This window comes from Paramuribaculum intestinale, assembly GCF_030759015.1.
Lineage (GTDB): Bacteria > Bacteroidota > Bacteroidia > Bacteroidales > Muribaculaceae > Paramuribaculum > Paramuribaculum intestinale.
This window is the reverse complement of record NZ_CP098825.1, coordinates 2127540-2153320: the sequence shown is the minus strand read 5'-3', so window position 1 is coordinate 2153320 and position 25781 is coordinate 2127540. Positions and strand designations below refer to the sequence as shown.

The following is a 25781-nucleotide window of genomic DNA, read 5'->3' as shown; positions in this document are numbered from 1 at the left end:
TAACAACCAAAATGGAAGAACTGTACATCAACATCATCAATCGGATCGCGGCCGAAGTGCCGGAGCTGTCGCTGATCGACGAGGATTATGGCCAACTGGAGATGTCGGCCGAGGACGACGCCTATCCTGTAACCTACCCCTGTGTGCTGATCGGCAATGACGAAACCGAGTGGGAGGATCTGACCGGCGACACCCAGCGCGGCCGCGCGACGCTGACCGTGCGCCTCGCCACCGATTGCTATCACGACACACATTACACATCCGGCACATATGACCATGTGCGCGAGCGTCGCCGGCTGCTGCGCAAGGTCTATCGGGCGCTGCATCGGTTTAGGGCTGCGCCCAATGCCTCGGCGCTTACGCGCGTGCGCAGCAGGGGGTACTCCATGCCGCACGGTATCAAGGTATCTGAGATGACTTTTGCGTTTAGGATCTCCGATCAGATCTGATCGGCAAATAGCCGCAGTTGATCGGCGGTGAGCCGCGGGGCGCGTATTTTGGGGACCGGCTTAAGCCCCTCGATGCGACCCTCGCGGCTCGCTTTGCGTATGATGGCCATGATGCGCTGCTCGCTCAAAAAAAACTCCCGCTCGGAGAGTATGCGCAGCGCGTCGTCAAAACGCAGTCGCTGAGTCTCGGTCCAGTAGTAATAGCGCCGGCATAGCGCCTCATTACGTAACTTGATTAATTCTCGATCCCTACCTTTGGCCATGTGCAAGATTTGTGCTCTCCAATGCAAAATTACGAAAAAATGCGCAGACTCCCACGAGCCTGCGCACCCAAAACCAAATCAATCTGTAATATCTACCTGTTTTTTGTTGCTGTCTAATATCCGACGGCCTTAAGCGTCGCCACTACCTCGTCGACGATCATATCTGTACGGATGACGCTCTTGTCGGTCATTACGACCCATGCGCTGTCGTCATGCTCCTCGATGACGGCGATGCTCTCCGGTCTGACGTAGCAGATCTGAGTCTGCTGATCGGGGCCTGTGCCCACGACTCTGCGCAACTTGATCATGACGCTGCCTCCTCTCTCTTTGGCTCGACAAAAAAGCTCTCCTCCTGCACCACGAGGATGCCACACAGCGCCATCTCATGCAGCAGCGGACGTGCTGCCTCCTCCGGCTCGTCGTCACGCCGACATGGGAGGTTGCGGTCAGCCAGGAGGCGATCCTTGTCTACCTCCTCTTTTGTGCGGATATAGTTCGGGAGGCGATCCTTGACGAGCTCCAGAGCGTCGGCCCATGTGGTGCCGCGCGCGGTCTTGCACTTAGGCTGACCCGTGCGAAATCCGATCACGCCGTGGGTCATCTCGAGGCTCTTGCGCTTTGCAAAGAGCTCGCTCTGGTTTTCCACTGCGTAGGTCTGCAGGCGCTCAAACGCCTCGTCCTTGGTCTGCTGCAGGGCCGCGAGTTGATCCTGATGCTTTTCGCGGATCTTGGCGCACGCCAATTCGATCTCGGCCGTGATTTTGGTCTGCTGTGCGTCAGCCTTGGCGTAGGAGGCAAATGCCTCTTCGGCCTCCCCGGCCGTTATGCCGGTAATGATTGTTTTTTTTACTCTTTTTGCCATAATGATTATTGATTAATGGATGATTTTTTGTCCTGTCTGTGCTTGATGGCACGCAGTTTGCGCGCCAGTGTGTCAAGCTCGCCATTAGTCAGCTCCCTAAACGGTTTGCCAGCTATCCGTGGGTCGACGCAATACTCATCGACGACCGACCAATCGGTGGTGTCCTTGCCGAGTTGCTGCATGAGCCGTAGGCATATGCTGCGCTTTTCGCGGCGGAGCTCCCGGATGCCAAACTCCCGCTCGAGAGCGCTACACATGGCGTTGTATTCCTTTGTAGTCATATCTCGGAGGCTGTCCGTCCGGCCGTTGGTGTACTGCAGCACGAGCTGCTTCTTTTGCTCGTCGCGTTCGTAGAGCGGCGGCATATACCGCAGAATCGCGTAAAACCGCCTGTAGTTGTCTATCGCCATATCAAAAAAATGTCAGTTGTGTTGCTTTGTAGTTTTCGACCTCTCTGACCGCGGCCTCTATGCGGGCCGCGGCGCCGTCGTGGCGTGTGATCCAGTAGCTCCCGGCGGCCTCGCGCAGTCCGCCAAGCAGAGCCTCGGTCTTGTCCTTGGCTCTTGGCGAGTTGACATGGACTCCGCCGCAGCCGCCGCCGGTCGGTACGGCGTAGGTGACCGAGTAATGATAACCTGCCTGTGTCCGGCCAACCTCTATCCACAGGCCGAGACTGTCGGTGCGGATCACCTCGACGGTCACGGCGTCGATCAGACGGTTATTGACCTGGATCCGGCTGACAGGTATCTCGATCTCCATATAGCGCGCTATGCTCATGTAGTGCTGTGGTATTTGCCAACTCCGTATCATTGTATTGCTCCGGTTTTGCGGGGTTGATCACGACGACGGGCGGGTACCCATGTAATATCGACGACAGCCACCATTTTACCGGCGCCGTGGCAGTCGGGGCAGACGGACGCTTTGTCGTCCGGACCGTAAGGGGCAAAGTGCCCGGACCCGCCGCAGTAGCGGCATGTCTGCGGGCGGCTGTAGTAATGCTCCGTGCCGGCGCGATCAGGCGCGGCAAGCGTGATGCTTTCTCTCATTGTACTCATAATATCTCGTGTTATTTGATGGTTAAGTCTGCTTTTACTTGTGCGCCCCAGTAGGCCTGTGCGCGCTCCGGCCAAATGACAAAGGTCTCCTCCGGACCGATAAAACGGCCAAAGGTCTGCGCGCGGAATCCCTCTACCCAAATCTTTTCATCGGCCATAAAGAGCGCATGATCACCAACGCGTCCCTTCGGGCGAAGTCCGTCGGTCTGGCTGACAAATATTATCAGCTTATTTTTTTTATGGATATTGACAAACTCGTCATATGTCTTGGGCGACAGCCCGGTACACTGCAGACTGTCGATGATGTAAAAATGTGGACTCATGCGCTTGGTCATGCGCTCATTGAGCTCCTCGATCGATTCCTCAACAAACGCCAGACGCGAGTTGACCTCGCTCATGCGGTTGGTGCGGATGTTGTTTTGCAGGGTGAGGGATATGCCTTCCTCGAGGCTATTGTAGATCCCCTTATAGTGCCGACACAGCTCTTTGCACAACTGCATGACAAACGACGATTTACCTGATCCGGATTTGCCCCATATCAACCATACGCCGGTGGGTGCGATCTCTCCGACCATATTGTGCCATCGCTCGCTCAATGTCAGGGTAGGGAGTTTTTTTGCGTCAACCTCTTTGACTGATAATGCTCGTGCCATTTGATCGCTGTTTAACCGTTGTTTGACTGCTTTTCAGGTGCCGTTTTAGCGGCGGCGATCCGCTTTTGTCGGTGGATCTCGCGGCGCACGACGCGCATGTCGTAGTCACTATCGCGGGCAACCGCAACCACTTTTGCGATCTGCCCTTTGTCTGTCAGGCCATTTGCCTCGCAGACTACCTCCACATCGATGTGGTTGGTAGGTTCGAGCTCGTAATACCGGCGGCCGATGCGCGAGTAGATCTCCGCGTAACCTTTTTTGCCACAGGCCACGCCACGCTCCAGTCGGCGCTCGATGTAGCCGGTCGACAAAAACGCTATGCCGCAACACCCCTCCATGCGGTTGTAAATGTTGATAAAGTAATGAATAACGTTGTCATTGAGCTTGTCGCCCTCGTCAAATATCAGCAGCGGCGACTCGAGCTGCATAAGGTAGTCGGTCGCGCCCTCGAGCATCTCACGCAGGCGCATGCCGGCGGTTTTGAGCCCGACCTTGCGGGCGATCTCCCGGACAAAGTCACTCTTACGCATATCCTCGTCGCAGAGCACTACAAACACGTTGTCGTTGTTGGCGGCATAACACCGCGCTCCGGTCGATTTGCCGCAGCCTGCGTCGCCGACGATCCAACGCACGTTACCAAAATCCTGTGCGTCAGCCAAGGCGGTCTGGATCTCGCGAAATGATGTGGTCTCGACAATCCTCCAGCCGAGCTGCGAGCCTTGCGGGGTCACCTGCTTGTCGACGTTGCGCCACATATCATCGCTGATCAGCTCATGATTGCCCTTGAGTATGGCGCTGACGGTCGCGGCCGACACGCCGTTGAGGCTTGCGGCGGCCTTGTTTTGGCTCGGATAGCGCCCTACATAAGTGCGGAGGGCGTCGGTTATCCTTTGTTTTTCTGTTTGTGTCATGATTATCTCGTGTTATAATTTTGCTACTGCTCTGTATTGCTGATCCTCGCCGTAGTCATCATTCTGCTTCTTGCCGGTACTCCTGTCGAGTATCATCATGCTTATCTCTTTGCTGACCTGCCCGGCGCTCATGCGCTCATACTTCGGCCGCAGATTGCGGGTGCGCCGGTGTACCTCGCGCTCGATCTCCTCCTCGATCTTCTTGCTGCCGCCTGGGAGTGTCGGACGGTTAAGTCCCTGCTGCTCGAGCGACATGCCATACTTGCGCTCGATGGTGCGCGCCTCTATCTCTCGTTTTTTGTAGGCCTCCTCGTTGGCCTTGATGTTGTCGCGGATCAGCTGCTGCTCGCCGGGGAGCTGCTCTTGTATGTTGCGGTGGATCCTCACGGGAGGCACAGCCACGCGCTCAAAGCGCAGATCGCCGGTCGACGATTTGGTGTACAACCGCACTGACGACAGATCGCAGGGGTCATACTTGACGTAATATCGCCGGCCACGGTTGCGGCCGAGAAAATCGTAGTCATATACACCCGGGCGCTCATGCACCTCATATTTACGTTTCTCGCCGTTGATGGTTACCGTGAGGCCGTTGTCGGTGTAGGCCACAGGTTGTTCGGTGGTCCACCACAGCATACTCACCATATCCTCCTCTGTGATCGCGGGGGTGGCGGGGTTGGAGCTCGTCAGATACATCTCCATGCGGCTGATGCCGGTGTTGGGGTGCGCGGCAACGTTCCACCGCTCGCGATACTCCTCATAAGCTTTGATAAGTTCGGCGCGGGTATATAGATGCTCCATATTAGCGTAGACAAAATTCGTGTCTACATGGCTTGACTTTCTTACAGCGGTGATATTCATGCCGGTAAAAAATTTGTCTTGAGCCAGATATTGCCCCTGGAAGCGGTTGAATACGCTCTCGATGGTTTTTGATTGGCCGCTGTAAGGCTTGGTCGTGCGGTGCACCTTGACCGGGAGGCGATCCAAAAACTTCACGGCGTCACCCTCTTTGTGGCCGCCCTGGTTGTCATGCACAACCTCGTAAGGCCGGTGTCCGGCTGTGATCAGAGCCATGCGGTAGGCGGCGTATTGGGCGCGGGGGTTCTCGGTCTCGCATACGGAGTAACCCAAAAACACCTCGCTATAAGCGTCGATCACCTCATACACCTGCAGGGTCTTGACTCTCCATGTGCCGCCGCGCGGCCCGGGTACAAGCTCTTTGTAGTACAGGTTGAGTTTGGTGCCGTCGCCATACCATAGTGAGTCGCGCATACTCGGCAGGATGGTGGTGTTTTTACGGCTGTAGGCCTGATCGGTGGCGACTTGTCCGTATGCGGCGCTCATCCACAGGCGCTTGTTTTCGGGGCGGTCGAGCCAGTCAGTGAGGGAGCGTACGCTGCGCGGCACCTTCCACCCCTCCTGCTTTGCGCGCAGGCAGTAGGCGGTGTAGAGCATCGAGTCAGTATAGACCGGCATTTTGGAGCGCTTGAGGGCTATCAGATACTCGCCGCTCTCCTCTGTGATCACCACGGTATTGCTGTTGCCATATTTTTTACTGATCAGCGCGGGGTAGCCGTCGCGCTTATACTCATTGATCTTGGTGCGCAACCGCTCTACGCTTGTGGGCAGGGTGTGCTCGTAGGCGTCACGCAGCTGCTCGTATGTTTCGCCGGCGGTCTCAAGGAGCTGGCGCATGGTGGCGCCGCCATTTTTAACCCGCAGCAGGCCGCGGCGCTCGATTATGGCGATCATCCGGTTAAGCACAGAGGCGTTGATGACGAGCTGGCGCTGCACATCCTCGCCGAGAGCCACAAGCTCGCCGCGCAACTCATAGCGGTAGTTGGCGTAATATTTTTTGGCGGCCTCGTCGATGGTAAGATCAAGCTCGGCGCGCAGAGCCTCGTCGGCAAGGAGTTTGCGGGGATCGCCGTATTTGGCGATAAACCGACGGCGGTACATCTCGCGCAGGGCGTCAAAATCGATCCGGCACACTTGGCCGAGGCCGCCGCCCTTGGATAAGCGATACTCCGGATGACGACGCAATACGCCCTTGAGCGCGCTGCATGAGATCACCGCTCCGCCGTCGGTTGTCGACGTCAGCTCGTCAAACGTGACCGCTATTTTGCCATTATACACTTCCATCGCGTACCCCACCCTGATTATAGTTCGCGCGCGGCTTTCTGGAGCGCCATTATCTCCGAGTGTTTTGCACGCTCGATTTCGACCTTGACCTTGCCATTACGGGTGAGCACGGCCTTGCCTGTGGCCTTACTGATCGTTATTTGAGCACCATTTGAATAGCGCTGCACCCAGCTGCCGTCGGAGTCAAAAAACACCTCCTCACTCGTCACTCCATCGTATGTAATCTTACCACCTCCACACAGGATTATCTGACGCAGTTTTATTGCGTTTTTCGACATACCCAGCGGCTTTTCGTAGTTCAGCGTCGCGCGGATAAGACGGAGTGATGGCTTGCTTTTTTTGCCGCCATCTGTATAGACTCTCAAGACAGCTTCGAGCTTGTCAGGGGCGATGGTTATGTACTCTCTCTTTTTCATATACTTTTGGTGTTGGCGTTGTGCTTATCGTTGATCCAGTGGTTGACGTCGTGGAGGGCTTGCGCCAGGCCGTTGTCGGCGGCAACAAGGGCGCAGTAGTTGAGGTTTTGCGCCAGCTCATCCATCTCATGCGTGGCCTCCATGTCCTGAATGATCGGTTTTAGATCCTTGCGCAGGTCGGTCATGGCTGCTATCGCCGCTTTGACCGCTTCGCCGGTAATCCGTTCTGCTCTTGCTTTCATCTGCTTGCTTTGTTTGTGGGTTGTTATGAGTGCGCACGGCAGCTTCGACGCTGCAACCGCCTGGCAGGTTTGTACGTGAGCGGCATTTCCTCACTGTTCGTGCGCTGTGCAAACGACCGGAGAAAGGTGTCAAACTTTATACTCGCTATGGATTTTGCAGATCCGACCATTTACACTATATTTGCGATGTCAAATTTATACCGTTATGAACCAATACAATCTATGCGTTTTGACCGCGCAAGAATGGAATTTAATCCATTCAAAGGTCAAAGACCCCACGTGTCCTCATTGCCACGCTTTGATGGCATTAGACAACAAGGTGTATGCTCTGTTGGCTTTGGATAATCATTTCCATCCGACGCCGGGCTGGGGTTTAAGAGTGATTCGATTCGTTTGTCCTGTCTGTGGACACATGGACCTCTTCGACGGCGCCACTCTCCTCAAAGGGAATTAAGTCTCCTACCGACACAAGTGGACGAGAGAATCGGATGTATTTCATTCCGTCTGATGCCGTCACTTCCTCCATCCAACATCCCTTTCTGCAGGTTAGTCGCCTCAGCGCCTTTTTGATTAATCCAATTAGCTTCATATTGTTGTCGATTAATGGTTTGTGTGGTGGCCGGACGTGGACTCGAACCACGGACACCCCGGCGGATTGGTTACCGCGCGGTTGCTCTGCCAACTAAGCTATCCGGCCTTGTTGCCGGGGAGCGGGAGACCGGAGCCTCCCGGAAATCCTCTCCCCGGCTGCCGCCCGCCTGCTTGCTGCGGACAGCGATATAATCACCACATGGTTTCGCGGCGACTCTTCGCCGCAGGCGCCCTCACGGGTTGGCCTCTATCTTTTTTTTCGGCACTGTCACCCAGTCCGGGGTGTGTGCACAAGCCGTTACGTCGTTGTGGCTGTCGATCCGGCCATGCACGTATGCGTCGCCCATTGAGGCTATTCTACCGTCTGTGATCACATCTCCCCCTGCGAGGATGTCGCCACGGACACATATGCCTTCCTGCAGTATTATGTCGCCACGGGCATCCATGTCACCCTGCAGTACCGTGTCGCCACAGACATATATGTCCCCCTGCAGTATTATATCGCAGTGGAGCGAGAGCGCTCCGTCGTTTTCGTCGGCTGCGGCGGCGATCATGCGCTGCAGCTTCGCGGCGAGGCGGCGTCGATGGCGCGCCTGCCAGCCTTGTTTGATTTTTGTAAATAGGTTCATTGTCGGTTGTCGGTTATTTGGTTTACTGCTCTTTGTCAAGCATCTCACTTATGGTGTCGTAATCCTCGGCGCAGAGGAGCATTTGGTGGTCGATGATATAGCGTAATATCTGCCGTGGAGTAGTAAACCCTGCGGCGACGTCGCGAAATTCGTCATACCCTGTCGACTCCCACTGGTCGAGTATCTTTTCGACCATCGCCTCGCGCTCCGCTTTGAGGTTTTCGATGGTCTGTTTCGCTTCGTCGAGCTGCTTGCGGAGCTCGCTGACGCTATCAGATAGCGCATGGGCCAGCGAGGTGTGGCCAATCTTAAGCCACTCCCGGCAAAAGTCCTCTTTGGTCATTTCGCCGGCGTTCATATACATGGTGTTTGCTTCGACATAGCTTTTGTCCGCCACCGTGTAGCCGAGTAGTTTCTCAAATTCGTGTTTTAACATTTCGCGTAGTTGTTTGAGTGTTATTGCAAATTTTCGTATCTTTGGAGCGTCTTCCTGTGGGGAAGACGTTGCAAAGTTAACACGTAAATTTGACACGACAAAAATTTTTGACAGGAATTTTTGTCACGACAATCACATTAACCGCAAAAAATCATGTCATCCGTTAGCACAATCAAAGAGCGCCTTAAACTTATTGCAAGTCATTATGGTTTATCTATCAGGGCAATGGAAGAGCGCTGCGGGTTAGGGCGCGGCAACATTAGCAACATGGCGCAGGATGGTAATCTTGGGTCTGATAAATTGTCAAAAATCATTGACAGCCTCACTCAGGTTAACCCTACGTGGCTGCTTACAGGGCGAGGAGATATGCTACAGCAGGCGCAGGGCGCGGATGGCGACCCGTCGCGAGTGTCAAAAGATTTTGACGCCGGTCCCATCGACCGTGCTAATCCGGGCGCGACGCGGCCGCGCATCCCGTTCACGGCCGCGGCGGGTGCGCTGTCGATAGCCACCAATGCCGCCTGCGACGCGGACTGTGAGCGCTTCCCGGTGATCACCACCTTCCCGGCTTATGATTTTACCATCAAGATCGAGGGCGACTCGATGGCTCCCGACTATCTGTCGGGCGATGAACTCGCTTGTCGGTTTGTCGACTATCCGGCCAATATCAAGTGGGGCGAGCCTCATATATTAGATACGCGCGATGGCGTTGTGTTCAAAATCCCTTACTTCGGCGGTGATCAGATCATGTGCCGGTCGATCAATCCGGATGGGCCATCATTTCTCGTCGATTGCGCCGATGTGCTCCATGTGGCCTCGATCGTCGGTTTTACTCGTCAGCTGCAGCCATGACTACTCCTATAACTACGACAGTTCCGACCGTGCTCCGTCGCTCCCCGGCGCGCGCATCGCGCACACGCCGCACACCCCACGCTCCACGCCCCGCCGACACCCAAAAATCCCCGCACAAACTTTTTAGGCCGTTTTTTGCCCTCAATAGTGGTAATGCATTGAGGCCGCGCTTGTTATCCATTTTAACATTTTCCCTACCAAATATCGTCGCTGCAAATTTCCCCCCGATTTTTTTGCGTTTCATTTCTCCAACTCAAAATTTCGTCAATTTAGGGGAGGGGGCGCGGAGGGGGTAAATGTGTTAAAATGTACCCCCAAACCTTTTAACAATGTATCCCCAAACCATCCCCTATAAGGGTGCAAAATGTACCCCCAAACGTATCCCCAAATGTACCCCCAAACCTCTTTTGTGTCGACTATCGGATAACAAATAGAGGGAGCCGCACTGGCTCCCTCGTGGAATATTTTCGGGCAATTTGTTGCCGCCGGCCGATGAGGCCGTTTTTAGGCTCTCTGCAGGCCTCAATTGTCGCCGGCGGCGGGTAGGTCGCTCCGGTTTCTGATAAGCGTTGACTGTTTGATTATGGCCGTTTTAGTCACTACCGTACCGCCGCCCGATAGTCCGGCATGAGCGAGGCTGCTGCGGGTCATTCCCACCTCCTCCGGGGTCAATACGCTGTAGACGGCGGCAATGCTCCCAAAGTAGAGATCCCGCCGCCTGCCGATCAGATGCACATGTATCACTTTCGCCATATTTCCTGCTGTTTTATCGCCACCTCTCCGGCTCTTTCGGAGGCTTACGCCGTCACCCGCCGGCCGTGGTGCTGTTTTATGTCGCAAAGTTACTCAAATATTCCAAATAATAATTATATGGTAGTTTTTAATATGTTGTTTCTGTTGGTTTGCCGATGCTTTGCCACCTCGCCACGCCGCCCATGCGGCCGACACACCCGCGCTGATGGGCGACGGAGTCCCGCTTGTCGACGGTCGCAAAAACGCCGCCGCAGGAGCGCGGATTCTCGCCTGATCGAGCCGGCGCCGCGTACACTTCCCGCCGGTGCAAAAAAAATGCGACCTGAGGCCGCCGAAATGTAAAAACCACCGTTTGAACACCGTTCAAGTGCAAACCGTCTGTCAAAATCCCTTTACACCTGCAAAACGTTTCGTTTTTCCACCGCCCTCCACAAGCCCGCGCCCAACTCCCTGACCTCCAAACCGATCACCCAACCCCAGCTCACCCCCTCCCACCTACACATCGTTTTTCCCCCCGTAAATGGAGTGGAAGAGCGCTATGTGCCGGTCGCAGAAGAGAAGCCGGATGGATCGGAAGCGATAGCGCTACCCCTGCCGGTGGAGGAAGGCGGGAATGGTCGGAGACCATGCGACTTTGGTTCACCCCGCCATGGCGCGCGCAGCAGCACCATGGCGGGGTGAACCGAGGGGTACGGACGGCTTCTTCGTAGATGAGCCGCTACCGCGATGGATGGCCTGTTGCTGCTGCTCATCTACGAACATCCACCGGGCGGGTGATGCTAACCCCACCAAGCCGCCCTGCGGGCGCCATGGCGGGGTTTACAGAGGTCGGTGGTCTACGACCTACCCAAGCCGGCTGGGAGTGAGGAGTAATCAAGTAATCGGAATTATCGGATGGAGTGGGGGAGTTTGGGGGGATCAGGAGGTGGGGCGGTAGAGGAGGGTGGCGGAGCGGTCGGAGCCGCGGAGCGTGCGGGCAGATAGAAACCGGGGTTCGTAGAGGAGCATGGGCGACGCGCCGCGATAGCGGAGCGGTTGCCATGCGAGTCGTAGACCCCGGATGGAGTAGATGGTATGATAGCGCGGCGAGTCCCGGAGGGCACGTGGCCGCGCAATGCGTCAGCACAGGGTGAAAATAGTGGAGATGATGTGGGGGATTGGGATGACAACGCTATGTGCCCGGGCTTGCGCGAGAGGCTGATCTCGCACACTCCGCAGCTCGGCCGGATTGTGGCGGTGCTATGGCGTGGAGGGAAATAAAGAAAGCGTCCTCGCTTGCTGTGAAGTCGAAGACGCTTGTGGAGGTTGTCTCGCCAGGACTCGAACCTGGACAAGCAGAACCAAAAACTGCTGTGCTACCATTACACCACGAGACAATCCGTGGCTCAAGCTATCAATGGTGATAGCCTAAAGCGGTGCAAAGTTACGAATTTTTCTGCATTATTGGGCAATCAGAAGGAAATAATTCTTCTTGCCGCGCTGGACAAGCAGGTATTTTCCGTTGAGAAGATCGGCTACTGTGACTGTGGCGTAGGGATCTGTTGCTTTCTCTTTGTTGACCGAGAGGCCTCCCTGCTGTGTCATTTTACGCATTTCGCCTTTGGAAGGGAATACGGGGGCTGCGTCGGTGAGCAGATCGACGAGTTTGACGCCGTCTGCACTCTGAAGAGCCTGAAGCGAAATGACGTGCTGCGGCACACCTTCCATGACTTGTAGAAGGGTGGTTTCGTCAAGGCGCCGGAGTGCTTCGCCTGCATGGTTGGAGAAAAGTATCTTGGATGCTTCCACTGCCATCTCGTAGTCGTCGGTGGAGTGTACCATGGTGGTTATCTCCTTGGCGAGACGTTTCTGGAGGGGGCGCTGCGAGGGGTCTGCGGCCTGCTGTGCTACAAGCTCGTCGATCTCTTCACGCGAGAGTGTGGTGAAGATCTTGATGTATTTCTCGGCGTCGGTGTCTGAAACATTGAGCCAGAACTGATAGAATTGGTAGGGCGATGTATAGCGGGGGTCGAGCCACACGTTGCCGCTCTCTGTCTTACCGAACTTGCCTCCGTCAGCTTTGGTGATGAGGGGGCAGGTGAGTGCGAAGGCCTCACCTCCGAGAGTGCGGCGTATGAGTTCGGTGCCGGTGGTGATGTTGCCCCACTGATCGGATCCGCCGAGCTGCAGGCGGCATCCCTTGTCGCGGTATAGGCAGAGGAAGTCGTAGCCCTGTACGAGTTGATAGGAGAATTCGGTGAACGACATTCCCTGCTGGCTTTCGCCCGAAAGACGCTTCTTGACCGAGTCCTTTGCCATCATGTAGTTGACGGTGATGTGCTTGCCGACGTCGCGGATGAAGTCGAGAAACGAGAACTGTTTCATCCAGTCGTAGTTGTTGACGAGTTCGGCCGCGTTGGGTTCGGTCGAGTCGAAGTCGAGGAATTTGGCGAGCTGCCGCTTGATGGCCTCCTGATTGTGGCGGAGCGTCTGTTCGTCGAGAAGTTTGCGCTCCTGGCTTTTCATCGACGGGTCGCCAATCATTCCGGTGGCTCCTCCTACGAGTGCGATGGGCTTATGGCCGGCGCGTTGAAGATGCTTGAGCATCATGACTCCCACGAGGTGTCCGATATGCAGACTGTCGGCTGTAGGGTCGATGCCGAGGTAGGCCACGGTCATCTCCTTCTGCAGCTGTTCTTCTGTGCCGGGCATCATCTGGTGGATCATGCCACGCCATTTGAGTTCTTCTACGAAGTTCATAAATGTATGATTGTTGTTTTGTATGATCTTGTTTTGCATCTGCAAAGTTAGCGATTTTATTTGAGAAGGGCATGTTTTTGGTCGTGGGGAATAAAAAGGCGACATAAAAGCTTTTATGTGGGCGAAAAAATTATTAACTTTGCGGCTCGAAATGTGCCGACGTGGCTCGATGCCGCAGCTGCGGCGCTCTGTGGCGGCACACAATGCAAGGATCAATAAGCTAATTCAGAATTACAGAATAATGGCAAAGGACAATGACAATGAGACGCGGACGGCTCTTGACGAGATCAACGAGTCGCTGACCGGCCTCGAACAGAAAGTGCAGAACAGCCAGCGCACCATCATGTGGGTGATTCTGGCCATAGGAGTGGTAGTGTGTGCGATCCTGATATGGATCTATGCCATACGCCGTCCCGGCATGGCTGCGGCCGACAATGCCGTAGGTCAGGCCGACATCACGCTGTCGACAGGCAACGACTCCACCGCTCTGGAGCAGTACCGTCAGGTGGCCGACAATTATGGCTACTCCGCCGGCAACCGTGCCGCCCTCAACGCCGCCATCCTGCTCTATAAGGATGGTAAATACGAAGAGGCTGCTAAGTATCTGGATAAGTATGACGCCACCGAGAGCGTGATCGGCGCAGCTGCCAAGAGCCTTCAGGGTGACTGCTACGTGAATCTCGACAAGCTTGGCGAGGCACTCGGATGCTACGACAAGGCCATAAAGATCTCCGACGAGAATCCGCTCTACACCCCCTACTTCATGATGAAGAAGGCCACAGTGCTCCGCGAGCAGAAGAACTACAGCGCCGAGGCTGCCGTCTACCGCGAGATCATAAAGGACTACCCGATGTATGGCGCACAGAACGGCATCGAGATGGAGAAATATCTCAAGCGCGCCGAGCTTCAGGCCGAGGCCGGCAAGTGATCCGTTGTCAAAAAAATTTGGTGTTAGCGAGATAATAGTTATCTTTGCATCGGTTTTCCTGCCGGAAGCCGCGCATCAATAATAATCCTGACGTGGGAAAGTTTACCGATTTCAAGCTGCCGCTCAAGAGTCTGCCTGAAGGCACTCACGAGTTTGAGTATCATCTCGACAAGGTGTTCTTCAAGAACATGGAGAGCGAGGATGTGCACAACGCCGACCTTCTGGTGAAGCTGACGGTGGTGCATAAGGTCGACATCTACGACCTCACTTTCAATATCGAGGGCGTGGTGACGCTCATCTGCGACCGTTGTCTTGACGACCTTGAGATGCCGATCGACACCGCTTACCACATCAGCGTCAGATATGGCGACGAGTACAACGACGAGTCGGACGACCTGCTGGTGATTCCCGAGGCCGACAACTACCTCAACACCGCCTATATGATCTACGACACGGTGGTGCTGTCGATACCCATAAAGCACGTCCACCCGATGGGCAAGTGCAACCGCCAGATGAGCGCGATGCTCAAAAAACACCGCGCCACCGAGCGGGGAGCCTCCGACGAGGATACAGAGCTTGAGGACAGCCTGATCGAGGAGATCGACTCGATCGACGCCGCGGCTTCTCTTCCCGACCAGCCCTCCGATCCGCGCTGGGACGCGTTGCGGAAGCTCTCCTCCGAAGGCGACGGCGCTACGGCCGACGAATGACCGGCCACCCGCGCAGCAACCGAAACGAACACATCTTTAACCGAGATAAGAAAAGAATAAAACAAGAATAAACATAGAAAGAAATGGCACATCCTAAACGCAAACAATCGAAGACCCGCACAGCTAAGCGTAGAACCCACGACAAGGCCGTTGCCCCAACTCTGGCACTCTGCCCCAACTGCGGCGCATGGCACGTGTACCACACCGTGTGCGGCGAATGCGGTTACTACCGCGGCAAGCTCGCCATCGAGCCCAAGGCTGCGCTCTGAGGCGAAGCCGTAGCCGACTGATGGCGGCGGCCGGCACAAGGCCGCACCGCCCGGTCGAAAATCATCACATCTCCTGAAAGAGCCGTGCCACGGTGTCGGCCATTTGGGAGATTCTTTTTAGAAGCCCAAACTCTCAAAATATACTCAACATGCTTTACGCTCGCATCTCGGGAATCGCTTCATACGTTCCCGACGACATACTCGACAATGAGATGCTCTCGAAGATGGTCGACACCAACGACGAGTGGATCACGACCCGTGTAGGCATCAAGCAGCGCCGAATCCTCAAGAAGGAGGGCGCCGGATCATCTTACATGGGCGCAAAGGCCGTGGAAAAGCTTCTTGCCGACACGGGCACAAGCCCCGAAGAGGTAGAACTGCTGATCTGCGCCACCTCCAACCCCGACTACCGTTTCCCCTCAACGGGTTCGGTGATCGCCCACGAAGCCAAGCTCTCCAACTGCTACGCCTACGACATCCAGGCCGCATGCGCCGGATTTATCGTAGCGCTCGAAGACGCCGCGGCCTACGTCCGCTCGGGTCTTCGCAAGAAGGTGATAGTCGTGGCCGCCGAGAAGATGTCGTCGATGGTCAACTATGAGGACCGCAGCACCTGCGCCCTCTTCGGCGACGGCGCAGCCGCTGTGCTCGTTGAGCCTACCGAGGAGCGTACGGGCGTGATCGACGCCGTGTTCCATGTCGACGGCGAGGGTCGCGACCACCTGATCATGCCTGCCGGCGGATCGGTGCTCCCCACAACGCACGAAACCGTCGACGCCGGACAGAACTTCCTCCAGCAGGACGGCCGCTACGTCTACAAGCACGCCGTGACCGACATGCTCACCTCGAGCATGGATGTGGCTCAGCGCAACAACCTGACGATGGACGATGTCGACTGGCTCGTGCCACATCAGGCCAACCTGCGCATTATCGAGGCCGTTTCGTCGCGCGCAGGCATCGCTCCCGAAAAGGTGCTTGTCAACATCGAGCACTACGGCAACACTTCGGCGGCATCCATCCCCCTCTGTCTCGACGAGTACAAGGATCGTCTGAAGAAGGGCGACAAGATCATACTGACAGCTTTCGGAGCCGGATTCACATGGGGCGCCATGTATCTGGTCTGGGATATCTGATTCAACACACATTCCCCCTACCGACAGCTGATTTTAACACGAAGATAGCATCTTTTGGGGTGCTATCTTTGTTGTAAATGGTAGTAATCGAAATTCAAGCATTTTATGGCAGACAACAAACACCGGGCCGGCTTCGTCAATATCGTCGGCAACCCCAATGTCGGCAAGTCGACACTGATGAACGATCTCGTAGGCGAGCGCGTGAGCATCATCACCTCAAAGGCCCAGACCACCCGCCACCGCATAATGGGCATTGTCAACACCCCCGAATACCAGATAGTCTTTTCCGACACTCCTGGAGTGCTCTCGCCAAAATACAAGCTTCAGGAGAGTATGCTCGGATTCTCCGAGGGAGCGCTGACCGACGCCGACATACTGCTTTATGTCACCGACGTGGTGGAGGATCCGACAAAAAATGCCGACTTTCTCGCCAAGGTGGCCCGCGAGGAGGTGCCGGTGCTGCTCGTGATCAACAAGATCGACCTCGTGGCCAGCCAGGCCGACCTGGAAGCCAAGGTGGCCCGCTGGAAGGAATTGCTCCCCAACGCCGAAGTGTTCCCAACCAGTGCCAAGGAGCATTTCAACGTCGACAACCTCATGGCACGCATCGTGGCTCTGCTCCCCGAGTCGCAGCCCTACTTCGGCAAGGACGCATTGACCGACAAGCCCGCGCGCTTCTTCGTCACAGAGATCATCCGAGAGAAGATACTGCTCAACTACGACAAGGAGGTGCCTTACTCCACAGAGGTGATCGTCGAGAAGTTCGACGAAAAAGAGGGCGCCATCCACATCATGGCCGTCATCTACGTGGAACGCGACTCCCAGAAGGGCATACTTATCGGCAAGGGGGGCGCGAAGCTCAAGAAGGTGGGCACCGACGCCCGAAAAGACATCGAGGCATTCTTCGACAAGCGCGTCTACCTCGAACTGTTTGTCAAGGTGGAGTCCAACTGGCGCAACCGCGAGAACAAGCTCCGCTCGTTCGGCTATATCGAGTGAGGCGTCAGCGGCGCGGCGATATTTGCAGAGGCGGAGCCAAAATGCTAACTTTGTAAACGAAAACCAAACACCCCACACACATCTATGGGACAAATGATAGCTATAGTGGGACGCCCCAATGTGGGTAAATCCACTCTTTTCAACCGTCTGACGCAGAGCCGCACAGCCATCGTCGACGAGACGGCCGGCACCACCCGCGACCGACAGTACGGGCGCGTCGACTGGAACGGCAAGGAATTCTCGATCGTCGACACCGGAGGATGGGTGGTCAACAGCGACGACGTGTTCGAGAGCGAGATCAACAAGCAGGTGGAGCTCGCCATTGAGCAGGCCGACGAGATACTATTCGTGGTCGACGCCATGAACGGAGTGACCGATCTCGACGACCACGTGGCCGAGATACTCCGCAAAAGCCGCAAGCCGGTGATACTCGTGGCCAACAAAGTCGACTCCAACGACTGGCTCTACAACGTGGCCGAATTCTATTCACTCGGACTGGGCGACCCCTATCCCGTGTCGGCCGTCAGCGGATTCGGCACCGGCGACCTCCTCGACGAAGTGGTCAGGAAGCTGCCCGAAAAGCCCGCCGACGAGGAGGATCAGCTCGACGACATACCCAAGTTCGCAATCGTCGGACGACCCAACGCCGGAAAATCCTCCATCATCAACGCCTTTATCGGCGAAGACCGGCATATAGTGACCGACATCGCCGGCACCACGCGCGACAGCATCTATACGCGCTACAACAAGTTCGGATTCGACTTCTATCTCGTCGACACCGCCGGCATCCGCAAGAAAAACAAGGTGCAGGAGGACATCGAATACTATTCGGTCATCCGCTCAATCCGCTCAATCGAGGCATCCGACGTGTGCATACTCATGATCGACGCCACCCGCGGCATAGAGGCACAGGACGTCAGCATCTTCTCGCTCATACAGCGCAACCGCAAGGGACTCGTCGTGTGTGTTAACAAATGGGACCTCGTGACCGACAAGTCGCCGCAGGCCATACGCCACTTCGAGGATACTATCCGCGAGCGTTTCGCGCCATTCACCGACTTCCCCATACTCTTCACCTCCGCCCTCACCAAGCAGCGCATCTACAAGGTGCTCGAAACAGCTGTAGAGGTCTACGGCAACCGCCGCCGGGCGGTGCCCACCTCACAGCTCAACACCGTCATGCTTGAGGCCATCGCGGCATATCCGCCCCCTGCCAACAAGGGCAAATATGTGAAGATAAAGTATGTCACCATGCTCAAAGGCGCGCAGATACCCACATTTATCTTCTTCTGCAACCTACCCCAGTGGGTCAAGGAACCTTACCGCCGCTACCTCGAAAACAAGATACGCGAGCACTGGGACTTCTCCGGCACCCCCATCAACGTATATATGCGCGAGAAGTAGCCGCCCGCCCCTCCCCGGCACATCAGAGCTATCAGAGCATCGGAGCTATAGTATAAGGAAACTCCGATACTCCGATAGCTCTGCTTTTTTTGCGCCCTATTCGTCCCGCTATTCCGCCCCCTCTCCCTCCTGCCGGATGGGCTGCCGCCTCTGTCTCCGATTCTCTGTGCCGTCGCTTCCCCCTCTCCTCCTGCCGGATGGGCTGCTGCCTCTGCCTCCGACCACCTCGATCGCCTCCTCTCTGTGCCGTCGCCGCCCCATCCCCTCATGCCGGATGGGATGTCGTCCTTGGAGCCGCGGAGCGTGCGGGCAGATGTTATCCCCGGTTCGGAGCGGAGCGCCGCCCACCTGCCACGCGTCAGCGGGGCGGGGGAGCGCGCCGCGTAGACCGGGGGAGAGGAGCGCGCCCCCATTCGGCCGAGCTGCGGAGCATGCGAGATCAGCCGCCCGCGCCAGCCCGGGCCACCCACCACCACATAGCGTCCGTGCCCTCTATCCCCGACCCCTCTCCCCGCCATGACGCCCGCAGGGCGGCTTGGTGGGGTTGTCTGATCGCCCGCTAAGCGGATCTTCGTAGATGAGCCGCAGGGACAGTCAGCTCACAGCAATGCCCCTCAAAAAATAAACGCGCCCCGATTCACATCGGAGCGCGCCGCATATACTAACTTAAAAAAAACAGTCTGAAAAACGACTGTATGGATGGTCGTACAGGTTTACTTCACAACCGCCTTGACGGCCTTGCCCGAGGCGAGGCGCACGATGTAGATGCCGCGGGGGAGTCCCTGGGGATTCACACGGCGTCCGGCGATGTCGAAGGTCTGCGCGCCCTCGGGCACGATGATCGAGTTGCCCTCCACGCGCACGCTTCCGGCCTCCTGATCGGCTTCCACGCCGTCAATGCCCGTGACGGCGAACGATTGTTCGGCTATCCGGCCCTCCTTCTTGCCCTCTTCGAGAGCGTAGGCGCGGATGCGGCATGTGCCGTCGGTGTCGGAGACGTAGGTGATCGGCTTGGCCGGATCGTAGAGCTTAAACTCTGTGGCGTCGTTGAGCGCGTAGAAGATCTTGCCGGCCGGAGCGGTGAGCGTGATGGTGTAGACACCGTCGGCTTCCGTGTAGCTGATTGTCACGTCGCAGCTCGGACGCAGACCCTCCACAGCCACCGTAGCCGAAGCCACATTGCCGGCGGTCTTGCCCGGCTCTATGCAGATGGCCTTGATGGTCATGCCGTTGTCGGCAGCCTCAACTTCAAACTCTCCCTTGTAGAGCTGCGATGAGGCTGTAGGCTCAGTGCCGTCGGTGGTGTAGCGTATCTCGGCCTTGGGATCGACATGCTTGGCATTCTTGGGCGCGATGGCCACGGTGGTGAATCCTTCGCCCTTGTCGGCGGTGATGTCAAGATCGTTGGCGCGCACTGTCAGTGCCTGCGACGCGATGGTCTTGGCCGGACGCTTGCCCTGCTCTATCATCAGCGCCTTGACCGTAGTGGCCTCTGTCAGCTCCAGAGGCTTCATGCCCGGGGTGAACTTGGCCGCATTCATGTCGGGTTCCGATCCGTCGAGAGTGTAGTAGACGGTAAAGTCGGTGCCGTCCGCCGCGTTTTCGCCGGGCGCGAATGTCACGGTAGTGTAGCCTCCGCGCTGATCCGGTGTGATCACAGCCTCGGCAGAGTAATATTCGCGCTTGATCTCCACGCTCACCGTTTCGCTGGGCGAGAATCCGGGGAAGTGCGCTCTGACGTCAACTTTTGCCGAATGGTCGATGGTCAGCTTGCCGTCGGTCATTGTGATCCATGTGGCGCCTCCGTCGGTCGAATACTCTATCGGAGCGTCGGCGTCGCGTCCCTCCACGGTGGCTGTCAGAGTGACAGGCTCTACGGCCACGTAGCTGTCGCCGTCGGCCGATTCATATCCGCTGACGAGCAGTTCGGGTGTGTCGGTCTGACGCTTTTTCTCCTCGTAGAGCGGCCAGAACTCCATCTCCTCCGTGCCTGCCTTGGCCGTCAGCGAGGCTGTGGCTGCCGCAGGCTTGGCGGGCATCACGTAGCCCTCGACCGCATATTCAGCGTCGGGATCGAAGCCGTCGGCCGGAGTCCAGTAGAGCACATTGTTGAGGCGTATCGGCTCTGTGCCGTCGGCAGGTGTGAGCGTGTATCCGTCAGTGGCGTTGCCGCCGATCTTCATGTCGATGAGGCGTACGCGGCGACTCTTGTCGGCAGCGTCAATAGCTGTGCGGGCTATGGAGCGGGGCATCGCTATCTCCTGGCCGGCCTCCGGTTCGAATGGCTTGAACGGCTTGATGTTACTGGTGGCCAGTAGGTTGTATTTGCGATGGGTGCGTTCGGCGTCAAAGAAGCTTGCCGTGGTCTGTGCCAGTCCGATGTCGGCGATATACTGTCCTACCTCCGGGATGAATTTGTAGGCATCCTGAAACAGTATGCGCACGTGGCGTCCGTCGGCATCTGTGGCCATTGCGATATATCCGATCTTTGTGATATCGGGCGCATCCGTCTCGTGGTATTCATACTGCGCCGTACCGGTGATCAGGAGCGATCCGGTGAGGTGGTAGCGGGCTATTTCGTTCGACTCTTCGGCGTCGAGTATGTCGGAGAGCGACGGAGCTACTGTGGCGATCTTGTTGAACTTGCGCACCTTATCGTGGAAGAGTCCGCGTTTGCCGGGGTTGCATGTGTACACGTCGATATATCCGGCTTCGGAGAACTTGGCTGTCCTTGATTCGTCAAATTTCATTTCCGGAGCATCAGCGAGACCCTCTTCGGTCGTGGCGAAGCGGTAGTAGGCGGTGAGATAGCCCGGGCCGCGCACGTCGACCTTGAAATAGTCCAGGAAGTTGTTGTACTGCGGATCGTTGTAATGGTTGTAGGGCGCGTCGTTGAAGACAAATTTGTTGTTGTAGTCATCGAAGTAAGGATAGCTTGGCACGGCTGTCATTTCGTTGACGTCGATTGACACCGATCCGTCGTCGCCGCGCACCAGAGTTCCGGCCACGTTGAATGTCAGTGTCTTCTGGCCGTCTGACTCCACGATCAGTGCCTTGTGGTCGGCTTCCAGATCCGGGAACGATGTCCACACGAGGCTCACGGTAGATGACAGTTCGGTGGTGACATTGCCGTCGGCGTCCTTGGTCAGCTCCACTCCGAGCATCTCCACCTGCTTGCCTGCGTCGACTCCGTCGAAGTTCTGGTCGGCATAGTAGCTGTCATGTCCCGGATGGCGGCATACGTGAAGGCTGCGGGCATATCCGGCCTTGAAGTCGATGACTTCGAGCGCATATCCGCCCTTGCCGTCGTTGAGCACGAGCGCTTTCACTGCAAATCGGTCACCCTCCTGAGCCTGGTCGACCATGCCTGCGTGGGTGTCCTTGTCGGCGGCGCGGAGTATGTCCCATGCCAGAGCGTTGGCTGTGGCGGTGTTTACGCGATATTCGCCGTCGGCATCCTTGGTGATGACAGCATCGGGCAGGCTCACTATCATGCCGAGCTGCTCCTTGCCTATCGTGGCTGTGGCGATGTTGTCAAATTCAACCGCCGTGGCCAGTTCGTCGTATTGGTTTACAAAGGCCGGTTTCTTATTGTCATTGACGTCTATGATCTGGCAGTAAGATGCGAACTGTGAGTCGGTGTTGTCGTAGACGATATTGCCCTTTTCGTTGAGAATGGCTTTTGTTATGAGTCTCTGGATTGCGTCGCCGGCTCTCATTCCGGTTGAAAGCTTGTATTTGGTTGTCCAGTTGCTGTTATCTACAGTGTAATAGCTGGGGTTTCGTTTGGTGTCCGACTTGATGATATACCAGCGCGGATATCCGCTGTCGGGGATTATATCCTTGTTTTCAGAGTCCATGTCGCGTCTGACATCTCTGGCCAGGAATATGGTTCCGTCGGCAAACGAATCATAGATCATCATCGTCGGGAATATCACCGGCGCAGTGGGATATTTGTTGTTTATGTTAGGGATCATGTCCATGCACACGTAGGGATTCCGCTCAATATCCTCGGCGGTAAGTCCGGCATTGTCGCCGAAGAAATAGCTGATACGTTCCTGTACTGTATTGTACGCCGACACGATGCATGAATCCTTCATGGCCGGCTGCAGCAAGGGGGCACTTGTGCCGTTTTTGGCTATGGATGCTACTACCTTGATCAGGTATCGTCCGTTGACAGCCTTGGCGCCAGAAGGTGTGCATTTTTTGCCGTTGTCATTCATGTCGAAGTAAGTCAGCGTGATGGTGCTTATCTGGTCGGCTGAAGGCTGTCCTTTGTCGCGGTCAAGAGCAAGTGTGAGTCCGCTTATCGACAATGAAGTCGGATAGGTGTAGTCAAATGTCTGGTCGGCATCAGCTTCGACTGTTTCGCGTGGTGTGAGCGTTTCGGTGCCACACTTGGCTATGACTGCCGGCTTGCCCAGGTGATAGTAGAGGTTCTGTACGGTGATCATCAGTTCCGTGGAGTTGTGACGGTTGTCTACAAGTCCGGTCAGGGCGTGGCGTGTGGTGGCGCTGCCTTTGGTCAAGGAGGTCACTCTGCTTATTTGCTGAGTCGTGTTGCTTGTAATACCATAGGGTGCCGGATAACCACCTCCAAACATCATGTGGATTTTATTGTTTTTTGAGTCTACGCAGGTGGAGTCGGTCGATTCATAACCGCCGAGCCACTCTATGGTGACGTATCGGCCCCAGTGTTCCGGAAGCAGTTCGGTCGATTTGTATTCGCGCTTGAATGCCTCGTCGGCTTTGGTCTTCTGGTCTGCAGTCATGCCTATCTCGGCCGATGTCTTGGTGGTGGTTGCGCAGAAGTCGCGCCAGTCAAACTTGTCGTCGCCCACCTCGTTGACGAGAATGATCTCCGGATGGCCGTCAACTAAACTGAGTCGTCCTACTATAGACTTGGCTTCAATGAACTTGTCGTCGTCGAGCGTGGCCGACGGACTTACAAACAGTGTCTTCGCTTTGCTTATGGGAGTGCCGGGTCCGGTGAGCAGGTCTTTGAACTGTGCTTGTTCTGCCGCTGTGGTGCCGAGCTGGGTGGCCGATACTTTGATGGGATTGCCGTCGTTGTCGTAGATGAACGCAAAGGGCATGTAGGGAGCGTCTATAGTGGCTTTACGCCCCTGGATATATCCGTCATAGCGGGTGCGGGTGGTGATGTCGAGTGTTATGACCTTGCCGTTGTTTTCGGGTTTGAGCAGATCGGCGTAGGTCGATATCACTGTCGACTGGAAGCGTTCCAGTGCCACGGTGGCGGGCGCGCTTGCCACTTCCTTGTCGCCGACGGTCACCACGGCGAATACGCTCACATAGCCGGTGGCGTTGGCGGTGATTGTGCCGTCATCGCCAACGGCCGTGGCCTTGCTCTTGTCGAATGACGCAGCCGGAGCATCGCCGGTCATGTAGTAGAACTTGGCGTCGGGGAAGTCCTCGTCGTCGAGCGTAGCCTTGATGTTGATGGATTTTTTGAAGAGATAAGATCCGTCACCCTGCAGGTTGGCCAGATCATCGGTGGCGGCGCTGACGGTCAGCGAGGGCGCTCTCGATCCGGTAGGCTCATCGGTAGCTACGGTCAGATCCACCTCGTCGAAGACAAAGGCCGGCAGAGTTCCGTCTTTTACAGTCGGGTAAGCGATAGAGGAAGCGCCGGCTCCTGTGTTTGTCATCGGATCCATATATTGGATTTGTATAGTCGACGAGGTTGGGACTATGATGGTTGTGGTGTCGGAGATTCCGGCCGTTCGTGAGAGTTTGACTATGCTTTTTGACTTGGCTATTTCCGGTTTGTCGGCTGTCGCGGCTGCCATGTGTGAAACGTATGTCAGGCTAAAAACGGTTCCGTCGTCATATTTCTTCACAAAATTTTTCCAGTTGGCAACAGTGCTGACGGCGAGATTCGTTCCTCCATAAAGGTTGCGCGACGACACATATGCTGAAGAGACGTTACTGGTGGGAGTGGTTTTGAATGGATTGTTCAGCCGGTATTCTGCGGTGTATGTGGCCGACGGTTTGCCGTTATAGATCACCGATTCGTCGGGATAGGAACGGACCTCCACGCCTATGTGGGCGCCGAGGGTCTTGGATGCAGCACTGTAGGTGACTGTAGGTTTCCCGGCAGGAGTGTTTTCTGTACGAGTGAATTCGGTGATCACTTTGCCAAGACGGAATTTTACAGTCTGGTCGTCGTAAGTCGACTGCGTTGGAGTGATCCATTTTCCATCGGACCATACTTGCGTTGCGCTTGCATAGCCGTAGATCTTGCCGGTTTTGGGTATGTCGGCTACATTAACCACTTCAGCCTCTATCTCCGATATGACAATCGCGGGATAGTATGCAGAAAAACTGCTGACTAAAGAACTAGTGGTATTCATCACTCTGCGGCAGCCGCTCTTAGGCAGTTCTATAATTATGCCGTCGGCAAACCCCGACGGTGTGCCGGATCCTAACGATATCTCTCTGCATTGCTTGGTCGAGCTGCCTGAGACATAGTTATATACGTTGCTGCTGACGGTGACAGATGCGTCTTTACCTCCGTCGGTAAGCGACTTGACGGGGTTTACATTGGCTGTGACAGATGCTTCAAGAAAATAATTACTTGTTACACCGGTCTTTATTTTTAACGAAATGATGCGTTTGGACGTGTCTTTGAGTTTGATGCTGAATCGCGATCCCTGAAAGACAGCAATGCCGGGAGCCGGTTTGCTTGCTGTTTGCCATTGAGTAGTGAAATGCGATTTTTTCTCATCGGTTGCTGATGCCCCGGCAAGCGGATCGAAATAGTTGAATTCAATGATGAACTGATCGTTTTCGATCTTTTGGAAACCTCCGCTTGCTGCTGCCGCAGTTTTGATATTTGTGTCAAACCAAGGTGACGTCGTTTCGCTTTTGGTGTAAGTCAGATCCGTGTTGTGGTCTGCTGTTCGCAACCCGAGATCCATGCTTAGTTTCTCGACGCTCTGGGCGGCGGCATGGTGTGGCGATAGGCCACAGAGAGCGGCCACCCCGAGAAGGGTGAGTAGAAATCGTTTCATAATCTCTGTCCTGTTTTGTTAGTAATATGAAAATGTATAAAAAGATAATTTTCAAGAATTATGCAAGTCGTGATTTCGGTTCAAAAAAAACCGGCATGAAATTAATTATTGCTGCTTTGTGCGAATATTTGTGAAGAAAAGTTTAACAAGATTGTAAATGTGTGTCGGGGGGGGGGGGTACATATTTGTCGACTAAAGCGCACAGTAGTGCGCTTCCCTCTCCTTTTCTCCGTAGATCTCAATTTTGCATTATATAAGTATAAATACCGAATAATAATACCATTTCACCTCCTCAATCACCCATCTCGTCGCCC

General features: G+C 55.7%; 24 protein-coding genes and 2 tRNA genes. 8 read left to right on the top strand and 18 right to left on the bottom strand.

The window, feature by feature from the left end; genetic code table 11:
- Positions 1-11: 11 nt before the first annotated feature.
- Complete coding sequence (locus tag NF347_RS09775; RefSeq protein WP_107036676.1) at positions 12-449, top strand: hypothetical protein; 438 nt, start codon at positions 12-14, stop codon at positions 447-449.
- Here the strand turns inward: NF347_RS09775 and NF347_RS09770 are convergent.
- The 14 genes from NF347_RS09770 to NF347_RS09705 form a co-directional block, all read right to left on the bottom strand.
- A complete protein-coding gene (locus tag NF347_RS09770; protein WP_107036677.1) occupies positions 440-712 on the bottom strand; it encodes a transposase in 273 nt (90 codons plus the stop codon). The two genes, NF347_RS09775 and NF347_RS09770, sit on opposite strands and share 10 nt — an antisense overlap.
- A 113-nt stretch (positions 713-825) precedes the next feature.
- On the bottom strand, positions 826-1020 hold the full coding sequence (locus NF347_RS09765; RefSeq protein WP_107036678.1) for a hypothetical protein: 195 nt from the start codon (positions 1018-1020) through the stop codon (positions 826-828).
- On the bottom strand, positions 1017-1574 hold the full coding sequence (locus NF347_RS09760; RefSeq protein ID WP_107036679.1) for a host-nuclease inhibitor Gam family protein: 558 nt from the start codon (positions 1572-1574) through the stop codon (positions 1017-1019). The genes NF347_RS09765 and NF347_RS09760 overlap by 4 nt, the downstream gene beginning before the upstream one ends.
- Positions 1575-1579: 5 nt before the next feature.
- Positions 1580-1984: a hypothetical protein gene (locus NF347_RS09755; protein ID WP_107036680.1), complete on the bottom strand. Its 405-nt coding sequence runs from the start codon at positions 1982-1984 to the stop codon at positions 1580-1582.
- A gap of 1 nt (position 1985) precedes the next feature.
- The gene (locus tag NF347_RS09750; protein WP_306254166.1) at positions 1986-2384 is read right to left on the bottom strand and encodes a hypothetical protein; all 399 of its coding nucleotides are present in this window, start codon (positions 2382-2384) and stop codon (positions 1986-1988) included.
- Positions 2381-2629 carry a hypothetical protein gene (locus NF347_RS09745; protein WP_133165475.1) on the bottom strand — a complete coding sequence of 83 codons (249 nt, stop codon included), beginning with the start codon at positions 2627-2629 and terminating at the stop codon, positions 2381-2383. The genes NF347_RS09750 and NF347_RS09745 overlap by 4 nt, the downstream gene beginning before the upstream one ends.
- 11 nt (positions 2630-2640) lie before the next feature.
- Positions 2641-3282 carry a P-loop NTPase family protein gene (locus NF347_RS09740; RefSeq protein ID WP_107036683.1) on the bottom strand — a complete coding sequence of 214 codons (642 nt, stop codon included), beginning with the start codon at positions 3280-3282 and terminating at the stop codon, positions 2641-2643.
- Between the two features lie 11 nt (positions 3283-3293).
- Positions 3294-4193: an AAA family ATPase gene (locus NF347_RS09735; RefSeq protein ID WP_202613090.1), complete on the bottom strand. Its 900-nt coding sequence runs from the start codon at positions 4191-4193 to the stop codon at positions 3294-3296.
- A gap of 12 nt (positions 4194-4205) precedes the next feature.
- Positions 4206-6332 (bottom strand): kinase, encoded by a 2127-nt coding sequence (locus tag NF347_RS09730; protein ID WP_202613091.1) that lies wholly within the window; start codon positions 6330-6332, stop codon positions 4206-4208.
- Between the two features lie 17 nt (positions 6333-6349).
- Positions 6350-6748 carry a hypothetical protein gene (locus tag NF347_RS09725; protein WP_107036685.1) on the bottom strand — a complete coding sequence of 133 codons (399 nt, stop codon included), beginning with the start codon at positions 6746-6748 and terminating at the stop codon, positions 6350-6352.
- Entirely contained in the window at positions 6745-6990 is a 246-nt protein-coding gene (locus tag NF347_RS09720) for a hypothetical protein (protein WP_107036686.1), read from the bottom strand. Before NF347_RS09720 ends, NF347_RS09725 begins: the two co-directional genes overlap by 4 nt.
- Before the next feature lie 613 nt (positions 6991-7603).
- A tRNA-OTHER gene (locus NF347_RS09715) sits at positions 7604-7687 on the bottom strand.
- 127 nt (positions 7688-7814) lie between these two features.
- Positions 7815-8210 carry a bactofilin family protein gene (locus NF347_RS09710; protein ID WP_107036688.1) on the bottom strand — a complete coding sequence of 132 codons (396 nt, stop codon included), beginning with the start codon at positions 8208-8210 and terminating at the stop codon, positions 7815-7817.
- A gap of 22 nt (positions 8211-8232) precedes the next feature.
- A complete protein-coding gene (locus NF347_RS09705; protein ID WP_107036689.1) occupies positions 8233-8646 on the bottom strand; it encodes a hypothetical protein in 414 nt (137 codons plus the stop codon).
- A gap of 225 nt (positions 8647-8871) precedes the next feature.
- On the opposite strand from NF347_RS09705, the gene NF347_RS09700 reads away from it, so the two are divergent.
- A complete protein-coding gene (locus NF347_RS09700) occupies positions 8872-9498 on the top strand; it encodes a S24 family peptidase (RefSeq protein WP_133165549.1) in 627 nt (208 codons plus the stop codon).
- 522 nt (positions 9499-10020) lie between these two features.
- On the opposite strand, the gene NF347_RS09695 is transcribed toward NF347_RS09700, so the two are convergent.
- The 3 genes from NF347_RS09695 to tyrS all read right to left on the bottom strand — a co-directional run bounded on the left by NF347_RS09695 (position 10021) and on the right by tyrS (position 12990).
- Entirely contained in the window at positions 10021-10251 is a 231-nt protein-coding gene (locus NF347_RS09695) for a hypothetical protein (RefSeq protein ID WP_107036693.1), read from the bottom strand.
- 1305 nt (positions 10252-11556) lie between these two features.
- A tRNA-Gln gene (locus tag NF347_RS09690) sits at positions 11557-11627 on the bottom strand.
- A 64-nt stretch (positions 11628-11691) separates the two neighbouring features.
- Entirely contained in the window at positions 11692-12990 is a 1299-nt protein-coding gene (gene tyrS, locus NF347_RS09685; protein WP_107036898.1) for a tyrosine--tRNA ligase, read from the bottom strand.
- Positions 12991-13231: 241 nt separating this feature from the next.
- Between tyrS and NF347_RS09680 the strand changes: the two genes are divergently transcribed.
- From NF347_RS09680 to der, 6 genes are all read left to right on the top strand, one after another.
- Positions 13232-13918 (top strand): tetratricopeptide repeat protein, encoded by a 687-nt coding sequence (locus NF347_RS09680; RefSeq protein ID WP_123549828.1) that lies wholly within the window; start codon positions 13232-13234, stop codon positions 13916-13918.
- A gap of 92 nt (positions 13919-14010) precedes the next feature.
- Positions 14011-14628: a YceD family protein gene (locus tag NF347_RS09675; protein ID WP_107036892.1), complete on the top strand. Its 618-nt coding sequence runs from the start codon at positions 14011-14013 to the stop codon at positions 14626-14628.
- 83 nt (positions 14629-14711) lie between these two features.
- A complete protein-coding gene (rpmF, locus tag NF347_RS09670; RefSeq protein ID WP_107036893.1) occupies positions 14712-14897 on the top strand; it encodes a 50S ribosomal protein L32 in 186 nt (61 codons plus the stop codon).
- 149 nt (positions 14898-15046) lie between these two features.
- Positions 15047-16030, top strand: coding sequence for a beta-ketoacyl-ACP synthase III (locus NF347_RS09665; protein ID WP_107036894.1), 984 nt, complete (start codon positions 15047-15049; stop codon positions 16028-16030).
- Between the two features lie 105 nt (positions 16031-16135).
- A complete protein-coding gene (era, locus tag NF347_RS09660) occupies positions 16136-17029 on the top strand; it encodes a GTPase Era (protein ID WP_107036895.1) in 894 nt (297 codons plus the stop codon).
- Between the two features lie 84 nt (positions 17030-17113).
- Complete coding sequence (der, locus tag NF347_RS09655) at positions 17114-18433, top strand: ribosome biogenesis GTPase Der (RefSeq protein ID WP_107036896.1); 1320 nt, start codon at positions 17114-17116, stop codon at positions 18431-18433.
- A gap of 713 nt (positions 18434-19146) precedes the next feature.
- Here the strand turns inward: der and NF347_RS09650 are convergent.
- Complete coding sequence (locus NF347_RS09650) at positions 19147-25467, bottom strand: FN3 associated domain-containing protein (protein WP_306254163.1); 6321 nt, start codon at positions 25465-25467, stop codon at positions 19147-19149.
- Positions 25468-25781: the final 314 nt, after the last annotated feature.

Coding starts and splice junctions, on each gene's coding strand:
- NF347_RS09775 (WP_107036676.1), top strand. CDS start 12: ATGGAAGAACTGTACATCAACATCATCAATCGGATCGCGGCCGAAGTG.
- NF347_RS09770 (WP_107036677.1), bottom strand. CDS start 712: ATGGCCAAAGGTAGGGATCGAGAATTAATCAAGTTACGTAATGAGGCG.
- NF347_RS09765 (WP_107036678.1), bottom strand. CDS start 1,020: ATGATCAAGTTGCGCAGAGTCGTGGGCACAGGCCCCGATCAGCAGACT.
- NF347_RS09760 (WP_107036679.1), bottom strand. CDS start 1,574: ATGGCAAAAAGAGTAAAAAAAACAATCATTACCGGCATAACGGCCGGG.
- NF347_RS09755 (WP_107036680.1), bottom strand. CDS start 1,984: ATGGCGATAGACAACTACAGGCGGTTTTACGCGATTCTGCGGTATATG.
- NF347_RS09750 (WP_306254166.1), bottom strand. CDS start 2,384: ATGATACGGAGTTGGCAAATACCACAGCACTACATGAGCATAGCGCGC.
- NF347_RS09745 (WP_133165475.1), bottom strand. CDS start 2,629: ATGAGTACAATGAGAGAAAGCATCACGCTTGCCGCGCCTGATCGCGCC.
- NF347_RS09740 (WP_107036683.1), bottom strand. CDS start 3,282: ATGGCACGAGCATTATCAGTCAAAGAGGTTGACGCAAAAAAACTCCCT.
- NF347_RS09735 (WP_202613090.1), bottom strand. CDS start 4,193: ATGACACAAACAGAAAAACAAAGGATAACCGACGCCCTCCGCACTTAT.
- NF347_RS09730 (WP_202613091.1), bottom strand. CDS start 6,332: ATGGAAGTGTATAATGGCAAAATAGCGGTCACGTTTGACGAGCTGACG.
- NF347_RS09725 (WP_107036685.1), bottom strand. CDS start 6,748: ATGAAAAAGAGAGAGTACATAACCATCGCCCCTGACAAGCTCGAAGCT.
- NF347_RS09720 (WP_107036686.1), bottom strand. CDS start 6,990: ATGAAAGCAAGAGCAGAACGGATTACCGGCGAAGCGGTCAAAGCGGCG.
- NF347_RS09710 (WP_107036688.1), bottom strand. CDS start 8,210: ATGAACCTATTTACAAAAATCAAACAAGGCTGGCAGGCGCGCCATCGA.
- NF347_RS09705 (WP_107036689.1), bottom strand. CDS start 8,646: ATGTTAAAACACGAATTTGAGAAACTACTCGGCTACACGGTGGCGGAC.
- NF347_RS09700 (WP_133165549.1), top strand. CDS start 8,872: ATGGAAGAGCGCTGCGGGTTAGGGCGCGGCAACATTAGCAACATGGCG.
- NF347_RS09695 (WP_107036693.1), bottom strand. CDS start 10,251: ATGGCGAAAGTGATACATGTGCATCTGATCGGCAGGCGGCGGGATCTC.
- tyrS (WP_107036898.1), bottom strand. CDS start 12,990: ATGAACTTCGTAGAAGAACTCAAATGGCGTGGCATGATCCACCAGATG.
- NF347_RS09680 (WP_123549828.1), top strand. CDS start 13,232: ATGGCAAAGGACAATGACAATGAGACGCGGACGGCTCTTGACGAGATC.
- rpmF (WP_107036893.1), top strand. CDS start 14,712: ATGGCACATCCTAAACGCAAACAATCGAAGACCCGCACAGCTAAGCGT.
- NF347_RS09665 (WP_107036894.1), top strand. CDS start 15,047: ATGCTTTACGCTCGCATCTCGGGAATCGCTTCATACGTTCCCGACGAC.
- era (WP_107036895.1), top strand. CDS start 16,136: ATGGCAGACAACAAACACCGGGCCGGCTTCGTCAATATCGTCGGCAAC.
- der (WP_107036896.1), top strand. CDS start 17,114: ATGGGACAAATGATAGCTATAGTGGGACGCCCCAATGTGGGTAAATCC.
- NF347_RS09650 (WP_306254163.1), bottom strand. CDS start 25,467: ATGAAACGATTTCTACTCACCCTTCTCGGGGTGGCCGCTCTCTGTGGC.